This window comes from Nocardioides sp. R-C-SC26 (genome assembly GCF_021246465.1).
GTDB lineage: Bacteria > Actinomycetota > Actinomycetes > Propionibacteriales > Nocardioidaceae > Nocardioides.
In genome coordinates this window covers 187,492-207,855 of sequence record NZ_JAHRHK010000005.1, presented here as the reverse complement: position 1 = coordinate 207,855, position 20,364 = coordinate 187,492, and the positions used below count along the sequence as shown (strand labels likewise).

The window sequence follows — 20,364 nt, the reverse complement described above, 5'->3', positions numbered from 1 at the left end:
CATGACGGGCCACGACTCCACCGGTTCGCCGCGCCGTATCGCGGTCGTCGGCAGCGGCGTCGCCGGCCTGACCGCGGCTTACGTCGCCTCGCGCACCGCGCACGTCACGCTCTTCGAGGCCGATGACCGGCTCGGCGGTCACGCCGACACCCACCGCGTCTCGGAGGGCGAGCGGACACTCGCCATCGACACCGGTTTCATCGTGCACAACCCGCGCACGTACCCGGTGCTGCTGCGGCTCTTCGCCGAGCTCGACGTCGCGACGCAGCCCTCGGAGATGTCCATGTCGATCCGCGACGACGCCTCCGGGCTCGAGTGGGCTGGTGCGCTGGGCCGTCGCGGTCTCTTCCCGACGTCGGCGAACCTCCGCCGCCCGCGCTACCTGGCGATGCTGGCGGAGATCCCCCGGTTCCACCGCCGTGCCAAGGCGCTCCTGGCCGACGACGGCGCCGCAGGTGATCAGCGGACGTTGCGGGAGTTCCTGGACGATGGCCGGTTCACCGCCTACTTCCGCAGGCACTTCATGGAGCCCCTCGTCGCGGCCGTGTGGTCGTGCGATCCCGAGGTCGCACTGGACTACCCGGCTCGCTACCTCTTCACCTTCCTGCAGCACCACGGCATGCTCGGCGTCTTCGGCTCCCCGCAGTGGCGCACCGTGACCGGCGGATCGCACAGCTACGTCCAGCGCGTCGGCGCGGTCGTGCAGGACGTGCGCACCGGCACCAAGGTCACCTCGGTGCTCGCCACGCCGTCCGGGGTCGCGATCACCGACGGAAACGGCGCCACCCATGCCTTCGACGCCGTCGTCATCGCCACGCATCCGAGCCACGCGCTCTCGCTGCTCGCCGAGCCGACCACCGCGCAGCGCGAGGTGCTCGGTGCCATGCCGTACTCGCCGAACACAGCGCTGCTCCACACCGACACCTCTCTGCTCCCGCAGGCGTCCGACGCGCGAGCGAGCTGGAACTTCCGCCGTCCGGCCGGCTCGACGGCGAGCGCGGACGGTGGCGTCGTGGTCACCTACGACCTCACGCGCCTGCAACGGCTCGACACCGATATCCACTACCTCGTGACCCTGGGCGGAGAGCACCTGGTCGACCCGAACACCGTGATCGACCGGATGGAGTACGAGCACCCGCTGTACAACCCGGCCTCCGTGGCTGCCCAGGCACGGCTCCCCGAGATCGACTCCGACCGCATCGTGTTCGCCGGCGCCTACCACGGCTGGGGTTTCCACGAGGACGGCGCGCGCTCGGGGCTGGCCGCCGTCACGAAGCTGGGCCTGCCGTGGCCGGAGACCGACGTCGCGGCAGGAGGTCTCGAGACGGGCCTCGGTCCTCGACCCTCCTCGACCACCGAGGCGCCTGCCGTCTCCACGGTGGTCGAGCGGGGTCCCTCGGTGATCGAGCAGGGTCTCTCGGTGGTCGAGCTTGTCGAGACCCCCATCTCGACAAGCTCGATGACCGGGCCGCGCTCGATGACCGGCGTCTATGCCACCACGATCACGCACACCCGCCGGCACCCGATGGAGCGACGCTTCACCCACCGGTCGCACACCTGGGTCGTCGACCTCGACGACCTGCCCGACCACGGCCTCCTGGGCCGGTTCGAGGCCCGCGATCACCTCGGCGACCCCGAACGCACGATTCGCGAGAACGTCGTGGCCTTCCTGCGCGGGAACGACGTCGCGTTCACTCGCGGCCGGATCCTGATGGCCGCACAACCGCGCGCCCTGGGCTACTGCTTCAACCCGATCTCGGTGTTCTGGTGCTTCGACACCGCTGGATCGCTCACCGCGACCGTCGTCGAGGTGCACAACACCTACGGCGACCGCCACGCCTACCTGGTCTTTCCCGACCCCGCGGGCTGCGCGAGCATCGACAAGGCGATGTACGTCTCGCCCTTCCACGGCACCGGCGGGACCTACGACCTCGTTGTGCCGCCGCCCACCGACCGGCTCCAGGTCGTCGTCGAGCTCCGGACCGACGACGAGATCGATGGTCGAGCCCGGTTCAGCGCGTCGTTGACGGGCAGACGTTCCGACGTCCGACCCTGGCGCGCCGCCCCCGCAGCCCTGCGAGGGTCCGCACTCATCCGGGCACACGGCATCTGGCTGTGGCTGCGACGCCTGCCCATCCGTCCTCGTCCCACTCATCATCAGGAGGGAGTTCGATGACTCTCCACAAGTCTGCCGAGCGCACCACGTCGGCGGCCTCCGAGCGCTGGCCGGGTCTCGACGTCGTGCCCTCCGGCCCGCGGGCCGCGATCTCGGCGCGCATCGCCCGTCGCCTCTTCACCGCGGCCGTCAACCGGCTCGACGTCACGGTGCTGCTGCATCACGAGGACGGCGTCCGTCAGCTCGGCAGGGGCGGACCGACCGCGATCGTGTACCGGCCCGACGAGTTCTTCGCGCGGATCGGCCGCCACCAGCTGATCGGATTCGGTGAGGCGTACCTGACCGGCGCCTGGGACGAAGGTCCCGACGGCGACCTCGGCGGCTTCCTCGCCGTGCTCGCGGCAGAGATCTCCGATCTGGTGCCGCGGAGCCTGCAGCGTTTCCGGACCGTGGTCGCCAAGCGACCCCCGGGACGTCAGAAGAGCAGCAAGAAGAACTCGCAGGCCAACATCGCCCACCACTACGACCTCTCCAACGACCTGTTCGAACTGTTCCTCGATCCGTCGCTCAGCTACTCCGCTGCGCTCTTCGCCGGAGACCCTGCACTCGCACGGCGCGAGGACCTCGAGGAGGCGCAGTACCGCAAGATCGACCGGATGCTCGACGAGGTCGGCGTCGGGCAGGGCACCCGCCTGCTCGAGATCGGCTCAGGCTGGGGCGCACTGGCCATCCGCGCTGCTCGTCGCGGCGCGACCGTCCGTACGGTGACGCTCTCGGTGGAGCAGAAGCAACTGGCCGACCAGCGGATCGCCGCGGCCGGTCTCTCCGACCGCATCTCAGTGGAGATCTGCGACTACCGCGACCTGAAGGGCAGCTACGACGCGATCGTGTCGGTGGAGATGATCGAGGCGGTGGGCTGGCAGTACTGGCGCACCTACTTCGAGACCCTCGACCGCGTGCTCGCTCCGGGCGGCCGGGTGTGCGTGCAGGCGATCACGATGCCGCACGACCGAATGCTGGCCACGCGCAACACCTACACGTGGATCCACAAGTACATCTTCCCGGGCGGCATGCTGCCGTCGCTCGACGCCATCGACGACGTCACCCGGTCGCACACCGCCTTGCGGATGCAGACCCCGTTCTCGCTCGGCCTGCACTACGTGCCGACCCTGCGGTTCTGGGACGAGGCCTTCCTCGAGCAGAGCGACGCCGTGCGCGCACTCGGCTTCGATGAGACCTTCATGCGGATGTGGCACTTCTATCTGGAGTACTCCCGCGCCGGCTTCCAGTCGGGCTACATCGGCGACTACCAACTCACCTTCTCCCGCGAGGACGGTGCCTGATGGACGAGCGGCATCTCGACAAGCTCGATGACCGCGCCTCGGTGGTTGAGGAGTCCGGCCGAGGAACGAGGCCGGACGTCACCCCGGTGGTTGAGGAGTCCGGCCGAGGAACGAGGCCGGACGTCTCGAAACCCGGCGACCCGACCGCCCACCGCAACCCCGGCCCCGCCACCGGCGTGGCCCCCAAGCTCGCCGCCGCCGTCCAGCCCTTCCTCGGTGGCGAGCTGCCGGTACGACTGCGCGCCTGGGACGGTTCGGAGGCTGGCTCGCCCGATGGCCCCCTCGTCGTCCTCAACTCCCCCGACGCCGTGCGCCGCTTGCTGTGGCATCCCGGTGAGCTCGGCGCGGCCCAGGCCTACGTCACCGGTGAGCTCGACGTGCCCGAGGTCGATGGCTGGAACCTGGACAAGGCACTGACCTACGCCTTCGCCGTCGCACAGCAGCGCGGTCTCAGCGGTGCGCGGCTCACGCCGTCCGCGATCGCCAAGGCCGTGCGGGCCGCCGTCGGCATCGGGGCGTTCGGTCGCCCACCCGCCGCACCGGCCTCCCAGGCCCAGATCAAGGGGCGCCTGCACAGCCTGAGCCGTGACCGGCGCTCGATCAGTCACCACTACGACCTCTCCAACGAGTTCTACTCGCTGATCCTCGAGGAGAACATGGCCTACTCCTCGGGCTATCACTCCGCGCCCGAGCAGCCGCTGACCGAGGCGCAGTCGGCGAAGCTGTCGCTGGTGTGCACCAAGCTCGGCCTCGAGCCGGGCATGCGCTTCCTCGACGTCGGCTGCGGCTGGGGATCGCTCTCGCTGCACGCGGCCGAGCACTTCGGCGCCCAGGTCGTCGGCGTGACGATCGCGGCGGAGCAGAAGAAGTTCATCGACGCCCGGATCGCCGAACGCGGCCTCGAGGGCAGGGTCGAGATCCGGCTGCAGGACTACCGCGAGGTGCCTGAGCGCGACCATTTCGACGCGGTCGGCTCGATCGAGATGGGCGAGCACGTCGGGCAGCGCAACTACCCGACCTACGTCGAGGTGCTGCGGCGGGCGGTCAAGCCGGGCGGCCGCGTGCTGATTCAGCAGATGTCGCGCACCGGCAAGTGGCCCGGCGGCGGGCCGTTCATCGAGTCGTTCATCGCGCCCGACATGTACATGCGGCCGGTCGGCGAGACCGTCGGGATGATCGAGGCCGGCGGCCTGGAGGTCCGCGACGTCCACGCGCTGCGCGAGCACTACGTGCTCACCGTGGCGGGGTGGCTCGAGCGCTTCGAGGCCAACATCGAACGTCTCACCGAGTTGGTGGGCGAGGAGGTCGTACGCGTGTGGCGGCTCTACCTCGTCGGTGGCTCGATGGCGTTCCGCGACGGGCGGATGGGCGTCGACCAGATCCTCTCGGTGCGCCCGGGCGGCCAGCACACGCTGCCCGCCGTCCGCACCTGGTGAGCGGGCCGATCACCCCTTCGTCGCGCCCGCGTCAGCCATGATCGCCTGATGGAGATCACCGGTCACTGGGTCCTCGCCTCGCTCGGTCTGGGCGCAGGCGCCGTCGCACTGTCGATGACGGCGGCCGCCCTGCGCGCCCGTCAGCTCGGCAAGGTCGCGGTGGTCGACGTCGCATGGGGTGCGGGCTTCGTGGTGGTGGCGCTCCTCGCGGCACTGCTCGGCACGGTCGTCGGTGATGCCGAGTCCTGGCGGATCTGGCTGACGACGGCACTCGTGGCGGTCTGGGGGCTGCGGCTGGCGTGGCACGTGCGGTCGCGCGCGATCGGCGAGCACGGCGGTGCCGAGGACCCGCGCTACGCCGCGATGCTCGGCGGATCGTTGGCCGACGTCGGCATGGCGACCGCCGTCCGCCGGGTGTTCCTGGTGCAGGGGGTGGCGCAGTGGTTCGTCGCGGTGCCGGTGATGGTCGGCGCGGTGGCGTCCTCGGCCGCGTCCGGATGGCGGTACGCCGTCGTCGCCGGCGTGCTGGTGTGGGCGCTGGGGCTGGCTTTCGAGACCGTCGGCGACCGTCAGCTCGCCGCATACAAGCGGCTCCCGCGCGAGACCCGGCCACAGGTGATGGACACCGGGTTGTGGCGCTACACCCGCCACCCGAACTACTTCGGCGATGCGACGGTGTGGTGGGGCATCTGGCTCGTCGCCGGTCTCGGCGCCGGCTGGCAGGTGGGTCTCGCGACGGTGCTCTGCCCCGCCGTGATGACGTTCTTCCTGGTGCAGGTCACCGGCGCGCGGTTGCTCGAGCGCACCATGATGCAGCGACCGGGCTACCCCGCCTACGCCCGGCGGACCTCGATGTTCCTGCCCCTGCCGCCGCGCGGCTGAGGTGGGCGCGCCCACCGCCGCGTGGGGCTTCGTCAGCGGGACGTGGCCTCGATCGCGGCGTCCAACCGGGCGCACCGGGAGTCCTCAGGGCCGAGGAACTCCGTGAGCCACCGCCTCGCCTCCTCGACGTCGACCTTGCCGAAGGCCAGCATCTCGGCGATGTCGACCCAGTCCTTGGGGCGATCGAAGAGCGACTTGAAAACCACCAGGTCCGTGGCAGAGATGACGAGCAGTCGTGAGCCACCGATCTCGACCGGCTCGGCGCGATCGGTGACCAGGCGGTGGTACGTCGGATGCGCGGGGAGGAAGAGATCGACCGGCGTCCCCGCCTCGGGCCGCTGCCCGCGATCGGGCCAGACCAGGCGCACCTGGTCTGACTCTCGCAGCTCGTCGGCCGCTGCCGCATGGATCACGACGCCCTCGGGCATCGCCCCGAGCACGACCTCCGGGGTGGCGCTCGGCGCAGCGACGTTGACGTCGATGTCGTTGGTGAAACGCGGTTGGGCGGTGTGGAACGCCAACGCGATGCCGCCGCCGATCGCGTGCGGGATCCCCGCCTGGGTCAGCGCGTCGTGGACCGCCGTCAGCTTGCGAAGCAGCGCCGGTGTATGCGGCTCACGCACCCCGAGCCGCCTTCCAGACAGGGGACAGGTCGACCAGCGGCGGTCGGTCGCGCGCGGGGAAGAGCTCCCCCAGCTCCAACACGTCGATGAACGCCGCCGGCACCGGCTGCGGGCGCGGCCGGAGCACGATCTCGATCTCGAGGCCCGCACTCCTCGCCAGTCGTTCCACCTGCGCGAGCGACGGCTGCGTGGTGCCCTTGAGATAGGCATCGATCAACGCCCTGCTGACGCCCGAGTGGCGGGACAGCTCCGCCTTGGAGATCCGGCCCTGGACCAGGATCGTCTCCATCATCTCTGACGCGCCCATGGGGTGAGTGTATCGAATTCAGTACGTCCTATCGCTGATCGAGCGCCTCAGCTCGTCTAAGTCTGCCGCTCGCAACTAGTCTCCTCGGCGTGAGCCACGACGACGTGCAGTTCGGCGAGGAGATGATCCGACTCGCCTCGGCCGACAACTTCCGTGATGTGGCAGACGCCGACGCCGGACTGCGCCGCGGCGTGGTCTACCGCTCGAACGAGCTGCAACTCCTCGACGAGGATGCCGCGACGCTGGCGGACCTGGGGATCGCCGCGATCTACGACCTGCGCGACGACTACGAGGTCGAGGCGCATCCCGACATCGAGATCCCCGGCGCCACCTGGACTCACGCCGAGATCAAGGGGATCCCGCCCGGCACCGGTGCCGAGCTGCCCGACGCCGAAGCCGCGCGCGCCGCGATCATCGGGGTCTACCGCCGCTTCGTCACCGATCCCGACGCCCGCACGTCGTTCGCAACGGTCCTCCGTGCCGTCGCGACGTCGTCCGCGCCGATGCTGTTCCACTGCACCGCGGGCAAGGACCGCACCGGGTGGGCCGCCGCGCTGATGCTGCACGTGGCGGGCGTGGAGCGCGGCGTCGTCGAGACGGACTACCTCGAGACGAACAACCGGTCGGCGGGCACCCGCGAGAAGTACCTCGGCCTGGTCGCCGAGCATCTCGGCCCCGACCGCGTCGCCACCTTCGAGCCGACCATGGTCGCCGACCTGTCCTACCTGGACGCGGCCTACACCACGGCGGATGCGGAGTACGGCTCGCTCGACGGCTACCTGCGCGACGGCCTCGGCCTCGACGACGACATCCTCGCCGCGCTGCGCTCTCGGCTGCGCGCCTGACCGTCGCACTGGGCCGCCGCACTCCGGGCGGGCGGTGAGTTACTGAGGTATCGCGCCGACGTCCGAGGGGGCGGCGGTGACCTCCTGAGGTATCGCGGGGCGCATTTCCTCTGCACCTCACCGCCCCCACGCCCACACGCCGGCGAATCCTCTGTGACTCACCGCTCCCCACCCGAGCCGCCTCAGCGCAAGCCACGGGCGGCGGGCGGCGACGGCCGCGAGTCAGTCGACAGCCGGCGGGGCGGACGGCGCGGACGGCGCGGACGGCGCGGCATGCTCGCCCGGCACCGGCGTCGAGGCTCCCCGCAGGTCGGGCTTGTTGCGGTCGGGCTCCAGCACGATCTCGTGGGTGTCGCCGTCGCGGCCGTCGAAGCGCACCACCACGGTCTCGAAACCCTTGTGCCGCTGCATCTGCGCGTACATCGCATAGGCGCGCCGATCTGCGTCGGTCAGGTCGACCGCATCGGTGAACGGCGTCAGCAGCGCCCGCGGCCAGAGCCGTCGCGCGAGCACGACGTTGACCTGGACGCCGAGCACGGCCATCACGGAGGCGATGTAGATGAGGCCGATCAGACCGAGGACGAAGCCGAAGGTCTTGTTCAGGCTCGCCGGTCCGGTGAGCACGTTGGTCACGTAGATCGTGCCGATGTACTGCAGCAGCTGCCACAGCAACGCGACGGTGAAGCCCCCCGGGGCCGCGCTGCGCCAGGAGTGGCGGCGGGCGGCGGCGAAGCGGAAGAGCGAGGTCAGCACGAGCGCGACGACGAGCACCGTGCCGAGGCGGATGCTCCACCCGATCGCGCCGTCGGTGAACTCGCCGAAGACCTGGGTGTTGGACCCGAGCGCGGAGAAGACCGAGAGCGCGAGCACGGCGAGGCCGGCGAACATCAGCAGCAGCAGACTCTTGAGCCGCAGCAGGAACGGGTTGGGTCGGCTGTTACGCGGGATCGCCCACGCCGTCGCCATCAGGTTCTGGATGGCCTGGCCGAGGCCGAGTGCACCGTAGAGGGCCGCCAACGCCCCGACGACGACGGCACCGGTCGAACCCTGCAGGCCCTGCGGCCGACCGAGCTCGTCGCCGACGATCGGGAACGTCGCGAGCGCCGAGTCCAGCACCTGCTGCTGCAGCTCGGGATCGCCCTGCAGGATGAAGCCGAAGATGGAGGAGGCCAGGAGCAGCAGGGGGAAGATCGCGATGAAGGCGTAGTAGGTGATCGCCGCCGAGAGGTAGTTGCCCTGGTCGTCGAAGAACTTGTAGATGACGGCGAGGGGGAAGCCCAGCGGAGTGAAACGCCGCTGCGTGCGGTCCACGCTCCCGACGACCCCCATGGGCTCAACCTACTTCTCGGCGACCCTCCCGCCCCTCCCCCTCGCCGCGAAGGCACCTGCCGTCAGCGGACCAGCACGGTGCCGTCGGGATCGAGGTCGAAGAGCTGGACGCCGTCGACCTCGGGGGCGTCGGCGCCCAGCGCGACCGCGATCTTGTTCGCCGCGTTGCGCACGACGTCGAGCGCGACCTCGACGATCTGACCCGGCACGAGCTCGGCCCGCAGCGCCGCGACCGTCTCGACCGGGATGGCCGTCGGGGTCCAGATCATGGCGTCCACCAGCCCCAGAGCGGCGGTCGTGCCGGCCGGGAGGTCCGACTCGGGCCACTCGTCGAGCGCGGCGAAGGTCGCCTCATCCGCGCCGGCGTCGATCGCCGCGACACTGCGTCGCGACATGCAGAGCCGACAGGCGTGCTGGCGCGCGCCGCGCAGCCGGACCACCTCGGTGACGACCGGATCGAGCAGCATGCACCGAGCCACGGCGATCATGAAGTCCTCGATGGCGGGCCACAGGTCGGCGGCGGGCTCCGGCGCGTCGGGCCACCACGCCCCCTCGCCGAACACCGCCTCCAGGGCCACGCGGAGCCGCGGGAGCTGATCTCGGACGTAGAGGAGTTGGACGACCTCGAAGGCGTGCACCCCTGTGGCCGCGAGGAACGCCGCTCGTTGGCGTTCCTCGATGCCGGTCACGTCCACCGAGAACTGTTCGGCGAACGCGACGACGTCGGGGTGCTCCAACAGGTCGCCGGACGCACCCACGAACGCCGTCGCACTCGCGTCGAGCCGTCCCGCGGCCGCTGCGGCGGCGGGATGGTGTGTGCGCAGTGCCTCGAACCCGTCCATGGGGGCAGTCTCGCGCCCTCAGTAGGACTTGGGCAGCCCCAGGGAGTGCATCGCCACGAAGTTCAGGATCATCTCGCGGCTTACCGGCGCGATCCGGCCCACGCGGGTGGCGACCAGCAGGCCGGCCATGCCGTACTCCTGGCTGGCGCCGTTGCCACCATGAGTCTGCACCGCCCGGTCGACGGCGTCGCATGCTGCCTCGGCAGCCGCGTACTTCGCCATGTTGGCGGCCTCGCCCGCCGCCATCTCATCGCCCGCGTCGTACAACGCGGCGGCCTTCTGCGTCATCAGACGGGCCATCTCGATCTCGATGTGGCTCTGCGCCAGCGGGTGCGCGATCGCCTGGTGCGCGCCGATCGGGACGCCGAACACCGCGCGCTCCTTGGCATAGGCCGACGCCCGGTCGAGGGCGTAGCGCGCCAGCCCGAGGGAGAACGAGGCCGCCATGATCCGCTCGGGGTTGAGTCCGGCGAACAACTGCACCAACCCGCCGTTCTCGTCGCCCACGAGGGCGTCGGCCGGGAGTCGCACGTCGTCGATGAACACCTGGAACTGGTTCTCCGGCGAGACGATCTCCATCGGGATGGCGTTCGCCTCGAAGCCCTCGGCATCAGTCGGCACCACCAGCAGCACCGGCTTGATCTTGCCGGTCTTGGCGTCCTCGGTGCGCGCGACGACGAGGACGTTGTCGGCCTCGTCGACGCCCGAGATCCAGATCTTGCGCCCGTTCAGCACCCAGCCGTCACCGTCGCGACGGGCCGTGGTGGTGATGTTGTGGGTGTTGGTGCCGGCGTCGGGCTCGGTGATCGCGAACGCCATCGTGCTGGTGCCGTCGCAGATGCCGGGCAGCCAGCGCTGCTTCTGTTCCTCGGTGCCGTAGCGGGAGATGATCGTGCCGCAGATGGCCGGGCTGACGACCATGAGCAGCAGCGGGCAACCCTGGGCGGCGAGTTCCTCGCACACGGCGGCGATGTCACCGATACCGCCGCCTCCACCGCCGTACTCCTCGGGGATGTTGATGCCGAGGTAGCCGTTGCGGCCGATCTCGAGCCAGAGGTCGGTGGTCTTCTCCCCGGCCCGCGCCTTGGCCGCGAAGTAATCGCGTCCGTACTTCGACGCCAGCTTGGCGACCTGCTTGCGCAGCTCAGCGCGCTCCTCGGTCTCGGTGAACCCGCTCATTCCGTCTCCTCCACCACTGCCATCACCTCACCGGCGGCGACCTGCGCACCGGTCTGGACACTGATCTGTGTCACGACGCCGTCCGTCGGCGCCGTCACGCTGTGCTGCATCTTCATCGCCTCGAGGACGAGGACGACCTCGCCCGCAGCGACCTGCTGGCCCTGCTCGACGGCGACCCGCACGACGGTTCCTGGCATCGGGGCCAGCAGGCTGCCACTCGCCACGGCGTCCGCCGGATCGACGAAGCGCGGCACCACCCGGGCACTCACCGACCCACCCGGGAGATCGACGTGCACGACCTGGGGGATCCCGATGCCGCCGTCGTCGACGAGCTCCGGGGCGCTCGTGCGCACGCCGTCGACCTCGACGGTGACGGCGGACGAGGACGCCGTGACCACGGCGACGCGCTCGTCGGCGGCCCGGTAGCCGTCGCGGCCGCCGAACCACTCGACGGTGCGCTCCTCGCCGCCGAGATCGAACGTCGTCCGCTGGGGCTGGCTCGCCACGTTGCGCCACGCCACCGGGATGCCCGCCTGCGTCGTGCGTCGCTCGCGCCGCCACTCCGCCAGCGCGACGGCGGCCACGAGGTCGGCCACCTCCGGCGGCGGCGTCGCATCGCCGGGGGCCAGTGGGGCGGAGAGGAGTGCGGTGGTCATCGTCCCGTCCACGAACGCCGGCGCGGCCAGGATCGCCGACAGCTGCTGGCGGTTCGTGGCGAGGCCGTGGATGCGGGCACGACGGAGGACGCCGGCGAGCTTGCGGATCGCCTGCTCCCGCGTCGGCGACCACACGATGACCTTGGCGAGCATCGCGTCGTAGTAGGTCGAGACCTCCGAGCCGGACTCGAAGCCGGCGTCGATCCGGACGCCGTCCTCGACCGGGAACTCGAACGTCGTCAGTCGCCCGCTCTGCGGCTGGTAGTCGGCGTCGGGGTCCTCGGCGTAGAGCCGCACCTCGATGGCATGCCCGGTGGGTTTCGAGACGCTCGTTCCTCGCTCCTCAACCACCGGAAGGACGCTCGTTCCTCGCTCCTCAACCACCGGAAGGCCGCTCGTTCCTCGCTCCGCAACCACCGGAGCGGGCAGCTCACCGCGCTCGGCGACGGCGAGCTGAGCCGCCACCAGGTCGACGTCGTGCACCAGCTCGGTGACGGGGTGCTCGACCTGGAGACGGGTGTTCATCTCCAGGAAGTAGAAGCGTTCGGTGTCGGGGTCGTAGAGGAACTCCACGGTGCCGGCGCCGCGGTAGTCCACCGCCGCGGCAGCCGCCCGAGCGGCCTCGTGCAACGCCGCACGCACGTCGTCGGGAAGGTTCGGCGCGGGCGCCTCCTCGACGACCTTCTGGTGGCGGCGTTGCACCGAGCAGTCACGCTCTCCGAAGACCGCGACTCCGCCGCGGCCGTCGCCCACGACCTGCACCTCGACGTGCCGGCCCCGCTCGACATAGGGCTCGACGAACACGGTGCCGTCGCCGAACGCGGACGCCGCCTCGGCCGAGGCGCGCTCGACCTCGGAGTCGAGGTCGGCGAGGGTCCGCACCACCCGCATGCCGCGCCCTCCCCCACCGGCGCTGGCCTTCACCAGCAACGGGAGGTCGGCGTCGGTGGGTGACTCGGGCGCCTCCAGCACCGGCACGCCGGCGGCACGCATCAGCTCCTTGGAGCCGATCTTGGAGCCCATCTGCTCGATCGAGGTCGGTGTCGGGCCGACCCAGGTGATGCCGGCCGCCTCGACGGCGCGCGCGAAAGCGGCGTTCTCGCTGAGGAAGCCGTAGCCGGGATGGATCGCGTCGGCCCCGGCGCGCTGCGCCGCGGCGATGACCGCGTCGGCGTCCAGGTAGGTCTCGCCCGGGGTGTTCCCGGGGAGCCGGACGGCGTAGTCAGCCTCGCGCACATAGGGCAGGGCGGCGTCGGCGTCGGAGTGCAGGGCGACGGTCTCGATGCCCAGCTCACGGCAGGTGCGGAAGACCCGGCTGGCGATCTCGGCGCGGTTGGCGACCATCAAGCGCCTGATCATGCTGACTCCTCGTCTCTCGCTGGGTTTCGACTCACCCGTGGCGACCTCGTTCCTCGGTCGCAGGGTTCGCTCAACCTCGTCTCACTCGCACCTCTGCTCGTTCCTCGCAGAGCTGCCGCTCGATCGATCACGGTCGGAACACCCCGAACCGGTCGGTGCCGCGGATGGGCTTGTTGGCGATCACCGACAGGCAGATGCCCAGCACGGTCCGGGTGTCGCGAGGGTCGATCACGCCGTCGTCGTAGAGCATCCCGGAGAGGAAATGCGGCAGGGACTGCTCCTCCACCATCGACTCCACCATCGTGCGCATCGCGGCGTCGCCGTCCTCGTCGTAGGCCTGCCCCTTCGACTCTGCCGCCGCCCGGGCGACGATCGAGAGGACGCCGGCCAACTGCGCGGGGCCCATCACCGCCGACTTGGCCGAGGGCCAGGTGAAGAGGAAGCGCGGGTCGAAAGCGCGACCGTTCATGCCGTAGTTGCCGGCACCGTAGGAGGCGCCCATGATCACGCTCAGGTGCGGCACGGTGGAGTTGGAGACCGCGTTGATCATCATCGCGCCGTGCTTGATGATGCCGCCCTGCTCGTACTCCTTGCCGACCATGTAGCCGGTGGTGTTGTGCAGGAACAGCAGCGGGGTGTCGCTCTGGTTCGCGAGCTGGATGAACTGGGTGGCCTTCTGCGCCTCCGCGCTGAACAGCACGCCCTGGGCATTGGCGAGGATGCCGATCGGGAACCCGTGCAGGCGTGCCCAGCCGGTGACGAGCGAGGTGCCGTAGAGCGGCTTGAACTCGTCGAACGCGACGGCGTTGTCGCCCGAGACGCCGTCGACCACGCGGGCGATCACCTCGCGCGGATCGAAGGGCTCCTTGAGGTCACTGGGGATGAGGTCGAGCAGCTCCTCGGGGTTGGCATCGGGTTCGCTGACGTCGATCACTGCCGCGCGGCCCGCCTTCTCCCGGTTGAGCCGCGCCACGATCCGACGTCCGATCCGGATCGCGTCGAGCTCGTCCTCGGCGAGGTAGTCGGCCAGACCCGACGTGCGAGCATGCATCTCCGCGCCGCCCAGGGACTCGTCGTCGGACTCCTCGCCGGTGGCCATCTTCACGAGTGGCGGGCCCCCCAGGAACACCTTGGCCTGGTTGCGCACCATCACGGTGTAGTCGCTCATGCCGGGCACGTAGGCGCCGCCGGCCGTGGAGTTGCCGAAGACCAGCGCGATGGTCGGCTCCTTCCGGGCGCTGGCGCGAGTGATGTCGCGGAAGAGCTTGCCTCCGGGGATGAAGATCTCCTTCTGCGTGGGCAGATCGGCACCACCCGACTCCACCAGCGAGATCGTCGGCAGACCGTTCTCCTCCGCGATCTGGGAGGCGCGGAATATCTTCTTGACCGTCCACGGGTTCGAGGCGCCGCCCTTCACCGACGGATCGTTGGCCGTGATCAAGCACTCGACGCCTTCGACGACGCCGATGCCGGTGACCACGGAGGCGCCCACGGTGAAGTCGGAACCCCAGCCCGCCAGCGGGCTCAGCTCCAGGAAGGCCGAGCCTTCGTCGATGAGCAGCTCGATGCGCTCGCGCGGCATCAGCTTGCCGCGCTTGCGGTGCCTCTCGACCGCACGCTCACCGCCGCCGGCGATCGCCTTCGCGTGCTCGGCCTCCAGCTGATCGAGTTTCTCCAGCAGTGCTTGGCGATTCGTCGTCATCGCGTGGAGCCTCCTGTCGTCATGAGCGTCTCCGAGGCAGACCGCAGAGCGGCCGGCATCTCGACCACCGTGGTGGCGGTCATGACGCGTACCCCAGCAACTTCGCGGCGAGATCGGTCAACACCTCGGTCGCTCCTCCTCCGATGGGCAGGATCCGGGCATCGCGGTAGTGCCGCTCGACCTCGGTGCCGTTCATGTAGCCGGTGCCGCCGTGCAGCTGCACCGCCTCGTCGACGACGTAGGTCGCGGCGTCGCACGCCGTCTGCTTGGCCAGGCAGGCCTCCGCGATCACGCTCTCGCCTGCGAGGTGACGCCGGACGACGTCGCGGGCGTAGACGCGGGAGACCTCGACCTGGCGCCGCATCTCGACCAGCTTGTGCCGCACCACCTGGTTGGCGATCAAGGGCTTGCCGAACGTCTCGCGGTCGCGGCAGTACGCGGCGGTCAGCTCGAGCGCCCGGCCTGCGATGCCGTAGGCGTGCACGGCGAGACCGATCCGCTCGACGACGAACTGTTCGGCGATCTGGTAGAAGCCGTGGTTCTCGGTGCCCACCAGGTTCTCGACCGGGACCCGCACGTCGACGTAGGAGAGTTCGGCGGTGTCGGAGCAGTGCCAGCCCATCTTGCGCAGCCGGCGGTCGACGCCGAAGCCGGGGCGATCGGTCTCGACGACGATCAGGCTGATACCGCCGTGCCCGGCGTCGCCGGTGCGCACCGCGGTGGTGACGAAGTCGGCCCGGGTGCCGGAGGTGATGAAGGTCTTCGCGCCGTTGATCACGTACTCGTCGCCCTCGCGCACCGCCGTCGTGCGGACACGCGCGACGTCGGATCCGCCGCCGGGCTCGGTGACGGCGAGCGAGCCGATCAGGTCGCCGGCGAGGGTCGGGCGCACGAAGCGGTCGACCAGCGACGTCGACGCCGCATCACCGGACTTCTCGAACGCGGCCACCATGTGCGGCAGCGCGATGCCGTGGGTGAAGAGCGCGGCCATCAGGCCGGACGACGCACCTGCGGCGAACATGCCCTCCTGCAGGTCCGTGACGTCCATCAGGTCGCCGCCCTCGCCGCCCGCCTCGACCGGGAAGCCGACCCCGAGCACGCCCTGCTTGGCGGCGGCCTGGTGGAGGCTCCGCGGCAGGACGCCGTCGTCCTCCCACTGGTCCAGGTGCGGGGCGATCTCGCGGCGCGTGAACTCGGCCCCGAGGTCCCTGATCTGATTGTTCTCGCTCATCAGCTTGTTCTCCTCGTCGAGGGCGGTCACACCAGGTGGTCCTGCACGTGCACGATGCGCGAGCGCACCCACTCCCCCAGGCCCTTGGCCTGAGGGTCGAACCGGGTCGATGCCGCGACGCCGTCGCCGAGGAGCCCGCGGATCACGACGTTGACGCCACCGAGGTTCGGCAGCACGTAGACGTCGACGGCGTCCTCGGGCAGATCGGCCGCCTCGGGGATCAGCTCCCGGACCTTGCGCGGCGTGATCAGCTTGGTGAGCCAGGTGACGCGCGCGGTGTAGGTCTCGTCGCTGCTGCCGTCGTGGGCGACCCACAAGCCGAGGTTGGCGTCGCCGCCCTTGTCGCCCGACCGGGCATGTACGAAGGTGCCCAGCGGCATCCGGCGCGTGATCGAGTCGATCGGTGCCGGGTACGGCGAGGGGCGGCGGCCGAGTCCGTCGGCGACGGCACCGAAGTCGGTGGGGTCGGCGATCACCTCGCGGCGTCCGTCCGGGTGCACCACCGTGTGCTCCACGGCGTCGCGCGGGACGTAGGCGGCCCGGTAGACGCCGAACGGCGACGGTGGCCCGGGAGGCGTCGTCATCGTGAAGCCCGGGTACGACCCGAGGGCGATCTCCACCAAGGGCGCGGTGAACGCCTTGCCGCAGGGGCCCGCCTCGGGATCCTTGACGGTGACGCGCAGCAGGGTCGAGGCGCCCTCCTCGGTGTCGGCGTCGGCCGGTGGGAGGGAGGACCGGGTCCACACGACCTCGGCGGCACTGAACGCGCCGTCGAGCTGGGACTGCACCCAGTCGGCCTTGGCCTCGATGTCGAGCCCGGTGAGCACCAGCTCCATCGAGTTGCGGAACCCGCCGAGGGAGTTGACGCAGACCTTGAGCGTCTCGGGCGGCGCGTCGCCCCGCACGCCCGTGATCGCGACGCGGTCGTCGCCGTCCTGGGTGAGCTGGAGGGAGTCCAGCTGCGTGGTGACGTCGGGGTTCAGGTAGCGCGTGGACTGGATCTCATAGACCAGCTGGGCGGTGACGGTGTCGACGGTGACGGCGCCCCCGGTGCCCTCGTGCTTGGTGATGACGCTGGAGCCATCGGCGGCGATCTCGGCGATCGGGAATCCGAGCGGACTGCCGAGCGCCGCCATCGGCAGCGAGGTGAAGCCGGAGAAGTTGCCACCCGTCGCCTGAGTGCCGCACTCGATGACGTGTCCGGCGACGACGGCTCCCGCCAGGGCGTCGTAGTCGCGCGGCGTCCATCCGAAATGCGCGATGGCCGGACCGACGACGACCGAGGCGTCGGTGACGCGGCCGGTGACGACGATGTCGGCGCCCTCGCGCAGGGCGGCGGCGATGCCGAAGCCGCCGAGATAGGCGTTGGCGGTGAGCGCGCCGTCCAGGCCGAGCTCGGCGGCGCGTGAACGGAGGTCGTCGCCCTCGACGTGAGCGATGGCGGGGTCCAGACCGAGACCCCGGGCGACCTCGCGCAGTCGGTCGGCGAGCCCGGACGGGTTGAGTCCGCCGGCGTTGCTGACGATCTTCACGCCACGTTCCAGCGCCAGGCCAAGGCAGTCCTCCACCTGCGTGACGAAGGTGCGCGCGTATCCGAGGCGGGCGTCCTTCATCGTGTCCTTGCCCAGGATCAGCATGGTGAGCTCGGCGAGGTAGTCGCCGGTGACGACGTCCAGCGGCCCACCCTCGAGCTGCTCACGCATCGCGCGGAGGCGGTCGCCGTAGAAGCCCGAGCAGTTGGCGACCCGGATCACTCCGCCGGCCGTCCCCCCGGTGGTCGAGCTTGCCGAGACCCCCATCTCGACAGGCTCGATGACCGTCCCCCCGGTGGTTGAGGAGCGAGCGCCAGCGAGCGTCTCGAAACCCCCCGAGTCCGACGTCGTCATCGACCGCCCTCCGCTCCACCGTCACGCCCGGGCTCGCGCCCCGCACCAGGGGGCCCGGCGAAGCACTGGGCGATGTCGAGCCACGCATCGGCACCCGGTCCCGTCGCCACCAGGTCGGTGTCGGCGCGGTGGACGCGCTGAGTCACCAGGAGGCAGAAGTCCACAGCAGAGCCGTCGACCCGCTCCGCCGCATCGTCGGGGCCCCAGCTCCAGACGGCGCCACTCGGCGCTGTCAGCTCGATCCGCGGCTCGACGTCGGGCACGTCGAGACCGTTGGTGACGAAGGAGAACCCGCGGGTGCGCACGCCGATGTGGGCGACGTGCTTGATCCGGTCGGTGTGCTCGGCGTCGACGCCGAGCGCCTCGTAGACGTCGAGCGCGTGCGCCCAGGTCTCCATGAATCGGGCGGTGGCCATCGAGGTCGGCGACATCGGCGGGCCGAACCACGGCATCTTCTGACCCTCCGGCACCTGCCGCAGCGCCTCGCCGAGGGCGGGCCGTGCGGCGTCCCATCGCTGCAGCAAGGTGGCGGCGTCGAGCGCGGCGAGCTCCAGGGCGCAGGTGTCGACGAAGCCGGTGGGGTCGGCCATCGCGGTGAGCACGATCGCGTCCCAGGGCGCCTGATCGGCGTGCGCGTGCGCGGCGAGCGCGGCGACCTCGTCGGTCCACATCAGGTGGGCGATCTGCGCGGCGACGTCCCATCCGGCCGCGGGGGTCGCGAGGCGCCACCCCTCGCCGTCGTCGGGCAGTCCGGCGACGACGGCGCGGAGCCGATCGCTCTCGTCGGTCAGGTCGGCGAGGAGTTCGTCGAGCACGGTGGGCATCAGGCGTCCTTCCGGTGGAGGCGGTCGTCGAGCACGCGGGCCCATTCGTCGAGGATGCGGCGACGACGGCGGGTGTCGTCGCTGATGGTGGACGCGAGGCCGAGACCGCGCACCAGGTCGAGGGTGGCCTGCACCAGCTCGCGGGTTCCCGGTCGACGCTCGTCGGCGCCGAGCACGTCGACGGTGAGCCGGTGCGCCTCGCGTCCCACGCGCTGTTCCAGCGGCGCGACGGCGGCCAGCAGCGCCGCGTCGGTGCGCGCGGCGACCCAGAGCTCGAGGGCCGCGGTGAAGACGGGGCTGGTGAAGTGCGCTGCCAGCATCTCCAGGACGGCGCGCGTGCGGCGCGGCCCGCTGGGCAACTCAGCGGCGGCGGCGGCCAGGTCGCGCCCGCGTTGCTCGGTGAGGTGGCCGACCGCGGCCAGCACGAGGGCGTTCTTGCTCGGGAAGTGGTGCAGCTGCGCCCCCCGACTCACGCCGGCCCGCTCGGAGACCAACGTGGTCGTCGTCCCGGCGAACCCGCGTTCGACGAGCAACTCGACGGTGGCCTCCAGCAGCCGCGCCCGCATCAGGCGGGTGCGCTCCTCTTGGGTGACGCGGGTCGCAGCGGGCACGGCGTCACTCTGCCGCCGTGTCTAACAAACAGTCAAGCCTGACTTTTTGTTGCTGCCTGTCGGCGGTGTCGTCATGTGCGCTCCGTCGCGCCGAACGCCTCCTCGCGGGCGATCCGCAGATCCATGTCGGCGAGCACGTGGCTCATTCCCCGATGCTGCTCGGTCACCCAGGCAGCGCCGAGGTTCACCGCGGCCAGGACCGCCAGGTACGTCAGCATCACCGGCACCGAGAGCACGCCCAGCGCGAGCGCCGAGTAGAACGGCGTCACCCCGGTGAGCAGCTTGATCGCGCGCGAGCGGCCGACGGCGGCCGGCCTGCGCGCGAGCGCCCGCACCGCCACGACGTGCTCGCCGATCGTGCGTCCGCTCACCAGCACGCTGAGCACCTCGATCGACCAGGGCACGCCGAGCAGCAGCATCGTCTGGACGCCGCGGTCCACGCCGTCGCCGCCGCTGCCCGGGCCGTAGACCATCCAGCCTCGATAGGCCGCGGCCACCGCGGCACCGAGGAGCACCGCGAACAGGACGTCGCTGACCATGCCCATCAGACGTCGGCCGAGGGTGATCGACGTCGGCAGCGGCGGCGTCGTGTCGTCGCGTCGGTCCAGGAAGAGCCAGGAGAGCAGCGATCCGCCGATCGCGCCGAGGGTGTTCACGACGAGGTCGTCGACGTCGAAGAGGCGGTAGGCGCAGTCGTAGAGGTGCCAGACGCCGGTGGCCTGGGTGGTCTCGATGAGCAGCGACGTCGCGAGTCCGATCACCGCCGCTGTCACGACGCCCCGCTTGAGGATCACGCGCAGGAAGTAGCCCAGGGGTACGAAGAGCACCACATTCAGGGCGACCTGCATGAACGCCGGATCGCGCAACAGCCCCAGCGGCCCACCGGGGTAGTCGCTGAAGATCGGACGGATGGACCCGAACAGATCGAGTTGGCGGCCCTTGCAGGCGAACTCGCCGGGCTCGGGCATCGGGAGCAACGTGTAGGTCCACAGGCTCAGCCCGTAGACCGCTCCCGACAGCAGGACGGCCAGGTCCTTCGGCTGCAGCTTGCCGTCCAGCCGGTACTGATAGGCGGCCGTCGGCACGAGCAGCACGATCGCTGCCACCGATCCGAGCGCGATCGCGACGATCGCGTTCACGAGCTGACTGTCCACGCCGCGACGTTAGCCGTGGGCGTCGCCCTCCGGTCGAGC

At 70.6% G+C, this 20,364-nt stretch carries 17 protein-coding genes; 5 read left to right on the top strand and 12 right to left on the bottom strand.

Annotation, left to right across the window (positions count from 1 at the left end):
• The first annotated feature begins 1 nt into the window (after position 1).
• The 4 genes from KSO97_RS06850 to KSO97_RS06835 are packed head-to-tail and all read left to right on the top strand — an operon-like array spanning position 2 to position 5,777.
• Complete coding sequence (locus KSO97_RS06850; RefSeq protein ID WP_232677347.1) at positions 2–2,176, top strand: FAD-dependent oxidoreductase; 2,175 nt, start codon at positions 2–4, stop codon at positions 2,174–2,176.
• Complete coding sequence (locus tag KSO97_RS06845) at positions 2,173–3,459, top strand: class I SAM-dependent methyltransferase (protein ID WP_232677346.1); 1,287 nt, start codon at positions 2,173–2,175, stop codon at positions 3,457–3,459. The genes KSO97_RS06850 and KSO97_RS06845 overlap by 4 nt, the downstream gene beginning before the upstream one ends.
• On the top strand, positions 3,459–4,895 hold the full coding sequence (locus tag KSO97_RS06840) for a cyclopropane-fatty-acyl-phospholipid synthase family protein (protein ID WP_232677345.1): 1,437 nt from the start codon (positions 3,459–3,461) through the stop codon (positions 4,893–4,895). The genes KSO97_RS06845 and KSO97_RS06840 overlap by 1 nt, the downstream gene beginning before the upstream one ends.
• Before the next feature lie 48 nt (positions 4,896–4,943).
• A complete protein-coding gene (locus KSO97_RS06835; RefSeq protein WP_232677344.1) occupies positions 4,944–5,777 on the top strand; it encodes a DUF1295 domain-containing protein in 834 nt (277 codons plus the stop codon).
• A 32-nt stretch (positions 5,778–5,809) separates the two neighbouring features.
• Here the strand turns inward: KSO97_RS06835 and KSO97_RS06830 are convergent, their stop codons facing one another.
• Both KSO97_RS06830 and KSO97_RS06825 read right to left on the bottom strand, forming a co-directional pair.
• On the bottom strand, positions 5,810–6,400 hold the full coding sequence (locus tag KSO97_RS06830) for a nucleotidyltransferase family protein (RefSeq protein WP_232677343.1): 591 nt from the start codon (positions 6,398–6,400) through the stop codon (positions 5,810–5,812).
• Positions 6,393–6,707, bottom strand: coding sequence for a helix-turn-helix transcriptional regulator (locus tag KSO97_RS06825; RefSeq protein WP_232677342.1), 315 nt, complete (start codon positions 6,705–6,707; stop codon positions 6,393–6,395). The genes KSO97_RS06830 and KSO97_RS06825 overlap by 8 nt, the downstream gene beginning before the upstream one ends.
• 89 nt (positions 6,708–6,796) lie before the next feature.
• Here KSO97_RS06825 and KSO97_RS06820 point away from each other — a divergent pair, with 89 nt between their 5' ends.
• Positions 6,797–7,552 carry a tyrosine-protein phosphatase gene (locus tag KSO97_RS06820; protein ID WP_232677340.1) on the top strand — a complete coding sequence of 252 codons (756 nt, stop codon included), beginning with the start codon at positions 6,797–6,799 and terminating at the stop codon, positions 7,550–7,552.
• 222 nt (positions 7,553–7,774) lie between these two features.
• Here KSO97_RS06820 and KSO97_RS06815 read toward each other — a convergent pair whose 3' ends face one another.
• The 10 genes from KSO97_RS06815 to KSO97_RS06770 all read right to left on the bottom strand — a co-directional run bounded on the left by KSO97_RS06815 (position 7,775) and on the right by KSO97_RS06770 (position 20,325).
• The gene (locus KSO97_RS06815; RefSeq protein ID WP_232677339.1) at positions 7,775–8,881 is read right to left on the bottom strand and encodes a YihY/virulence factor BrkB family protein; all 1,107 of its coding nucleotides are present in this window, start codon (positions 8,879–8,881) and stop codon (positions 7,775–7,777) included.
• A gap of 62 nt (positions 8,882–8,943) precedes the next feature.
• Positions 8,944–9,723 (bottom strand): carboxymuconolactone decarboxylase family protein, encoded by a 780-nt coding sequence (locus KSO97_RS06810; protein WP_232677338.1) that lies wholly within the window; start codon positions 9,721–9,723, stop codon positions 8,944–8,946.
• Positions 9,724–9,741: 18 nt separating this feature from the next.
• Positions 9,742–10,902, bottom strand: a complete 1,161-nt coding sequence (locus KSO97_RS06805; protein ID WP_232677337.1) for an acyl-CoA dehydrogenase family protein — start codon at positions 10,900–10,902, stop codon at positions 9,742–9,744.
• Positions 10,899–12,917, bottom strand: a complete 2,019-nt coding sequence (locus KSO97_RS06800) for a biotin carboxylase N-terminal domain-containing protein (RefSeq protein WP_232677336.1) — start codon at positions 12,915–12,917, stop codon at positions 10,899–10,901. The genes KSO97_RS06805 and KSO97_RS06800 overlap by 4 nt, the downstream gene beginning before the upstream one ends.
• 127 nt (positions 12,918–13,044) lie before the next feature.
• On the bottom strand, positions 13,045–14,619 hold the full coding sequence (locus KSO97_RS06795; RefSeq protein WP_232677335.1) for an acyl-CoA carboxylase subunit beta: 1,575 nt from the start codon (positions 14,617–14,619) through the stop codon (positions 13,045–13,047).
• 79 nt (positions 14,620–14,698) lie between these two features.
• Positions 14,699–15,880 (bottom strand): acyl-CoA dehydrogenase family protein, encoded by a 1,182-nt coding sequence (locus KSO97_RS06790; RefSeq protein WP_308188265.1) that lies wholly within the window; start codon positions 15,878–15,880, stop codon positions 14,699–14,701.
• Positions 15,877–17,649 carry an acyclic terpene utilization AtuA family protein gene (locus KSO97_RS06785; protein WP_232677334.1) on the bottom strand — a complete coding sequence of 591 codons (1,773 nt, stop codon included), beginning with the start codon at positions 17,647–17,649 and terminating at the stop codon, positions 15,877–15,879. The genes KSO97_RS06790 and KSO97_RS06785 overlap by 4 nt, the downstream gene beginning before the upstream one ends.
• A gap of 83 nt (positions 17,650–17,732) precedes the next feature.
• Positions 17,733–18,560, bottom strand: a complete 828-nt coding sequence (locus KSO97_RS06780) for a TIGR03084 family metal-binding protein (protein ID WP_232677333.1) — start codon at positions 18,558–18,560, stop codon at positions 17,733–17,735.
• A complete protein-coding gene (locus KSO97_RS06775; protein ID WP_232677331.1) occupies positions 18,560–19,171 on the bottom strand; it encodes a TetR/AcrR family transcriptional regulator in 612 nt (203 codons plus the stop codon). The genes KSO97_RS06780 and KSO97_RS06775 overlap by 1 nt, the downstream gene beginning before the upstream one ends.
• A 71-nt stretch (positions 19,172–19,242) precedes the next feature.
• A complete protein-coding gene (locus KSO97_RS06770; protein WP_232677329.1) occupies positions 19,243–20,325 on the bottom strand; it encodes a VanZ family protein in 1,083 nt (360 codons plus the stop codon).
• Between the last annotated feature and the right edge of the window lie 39 nt (positions 20,326–20,364).

Excerpts from the sequence above, each read along its gene's own strand:
- KSO97_RS06850 (WP_232677347.1), top strand. The coding sequence starts at position 2 with ATGACGGGCCACGACTCCACCGGTTCGCCGCGCCGTATCGCGGTCGTC.
- KSO97_RS06845 (WP_232677346.1), top strand. The coding sequence starts at position 2,173 with ATGACTCTCCACAAGTCTGCCGAGCGCACCACGTCGGCGGCCTCCGAG.
- KSO97_RS06840 (WP_232677345.1), top strand. The coding sequence starts at position 3,459 with ATGGACGAGCGGCATCTCGACAAGCTCGATGACCGCGCCTCGGTGGTT.
- KSO97_RS06835 (WP_232677344.1), top strand. The coding sequence starts at position 4,944 with ATGGAGATCACCGGTCACTGGGTCCTCGCCTCGCTCGGTCTGGGCGCA.
- KSO97_RS06825 (WP_232677342.1), bottom strand. The coding sequence starts at position 6,707 with ATGGGCGCGTCAGAGATGATGGAGACGATCCTGGTCCAGGGCCGGATC.
- KSO97_RS06815 (WP_232677339.1), bottom strand. The coding sequence starts at position 8,881 with ATGGGGGTCGTCGGGAGCGTGGACCGCACGCAGCGGCGTTTCACTCCG.
- KSO97_RS06810 (WP_232677338.1), bottom strand. The coding sequence starts at position 9,723 with ATGGACGGGTTCGAGGCACTGCGCACACACCATCCCGCCGCCGCAGCG.
- KSO97_RS06805 (WP_232677337.1), bottom strand. The coding sequence starts at position 10,902 with ATGAGCGGGTTCACCGAGACCGAGGAGCGCGCTGAGCTGCGCAAGCAG.
- KSO97_RS06800 (WP_232677336.1), bottom strand. The coding sequence starts at position 12,917 with ATGATCAGGCGCTTGATGGTCGCCAACCGCGCCGAGATCGCCAGCCGG.
- KSO97_RS06795 (WP_232677335.1), bottom strand. The coding sequence starts at position 14,619 with ATGACGACGAATCGCCAAGCACTGCTGGAGAAACTCGATCAGCTGGAG.
- KSO97_RS06785 (WP_232677334.1), bottom strand. The coding sequence starts at position 17,649 with ATGGGGGTCTCGGCAAGCTCGACCACCGGGGGGACGGCCGGCGGAGTG.
- KSO97_RS06780 (WP_232677333.1), bottom strand. The coding sequence starts at position 18,560 with ATGCCCACCGTGCTCGACGAACTCCTCGCCGACCTGACCGACGAGAGC.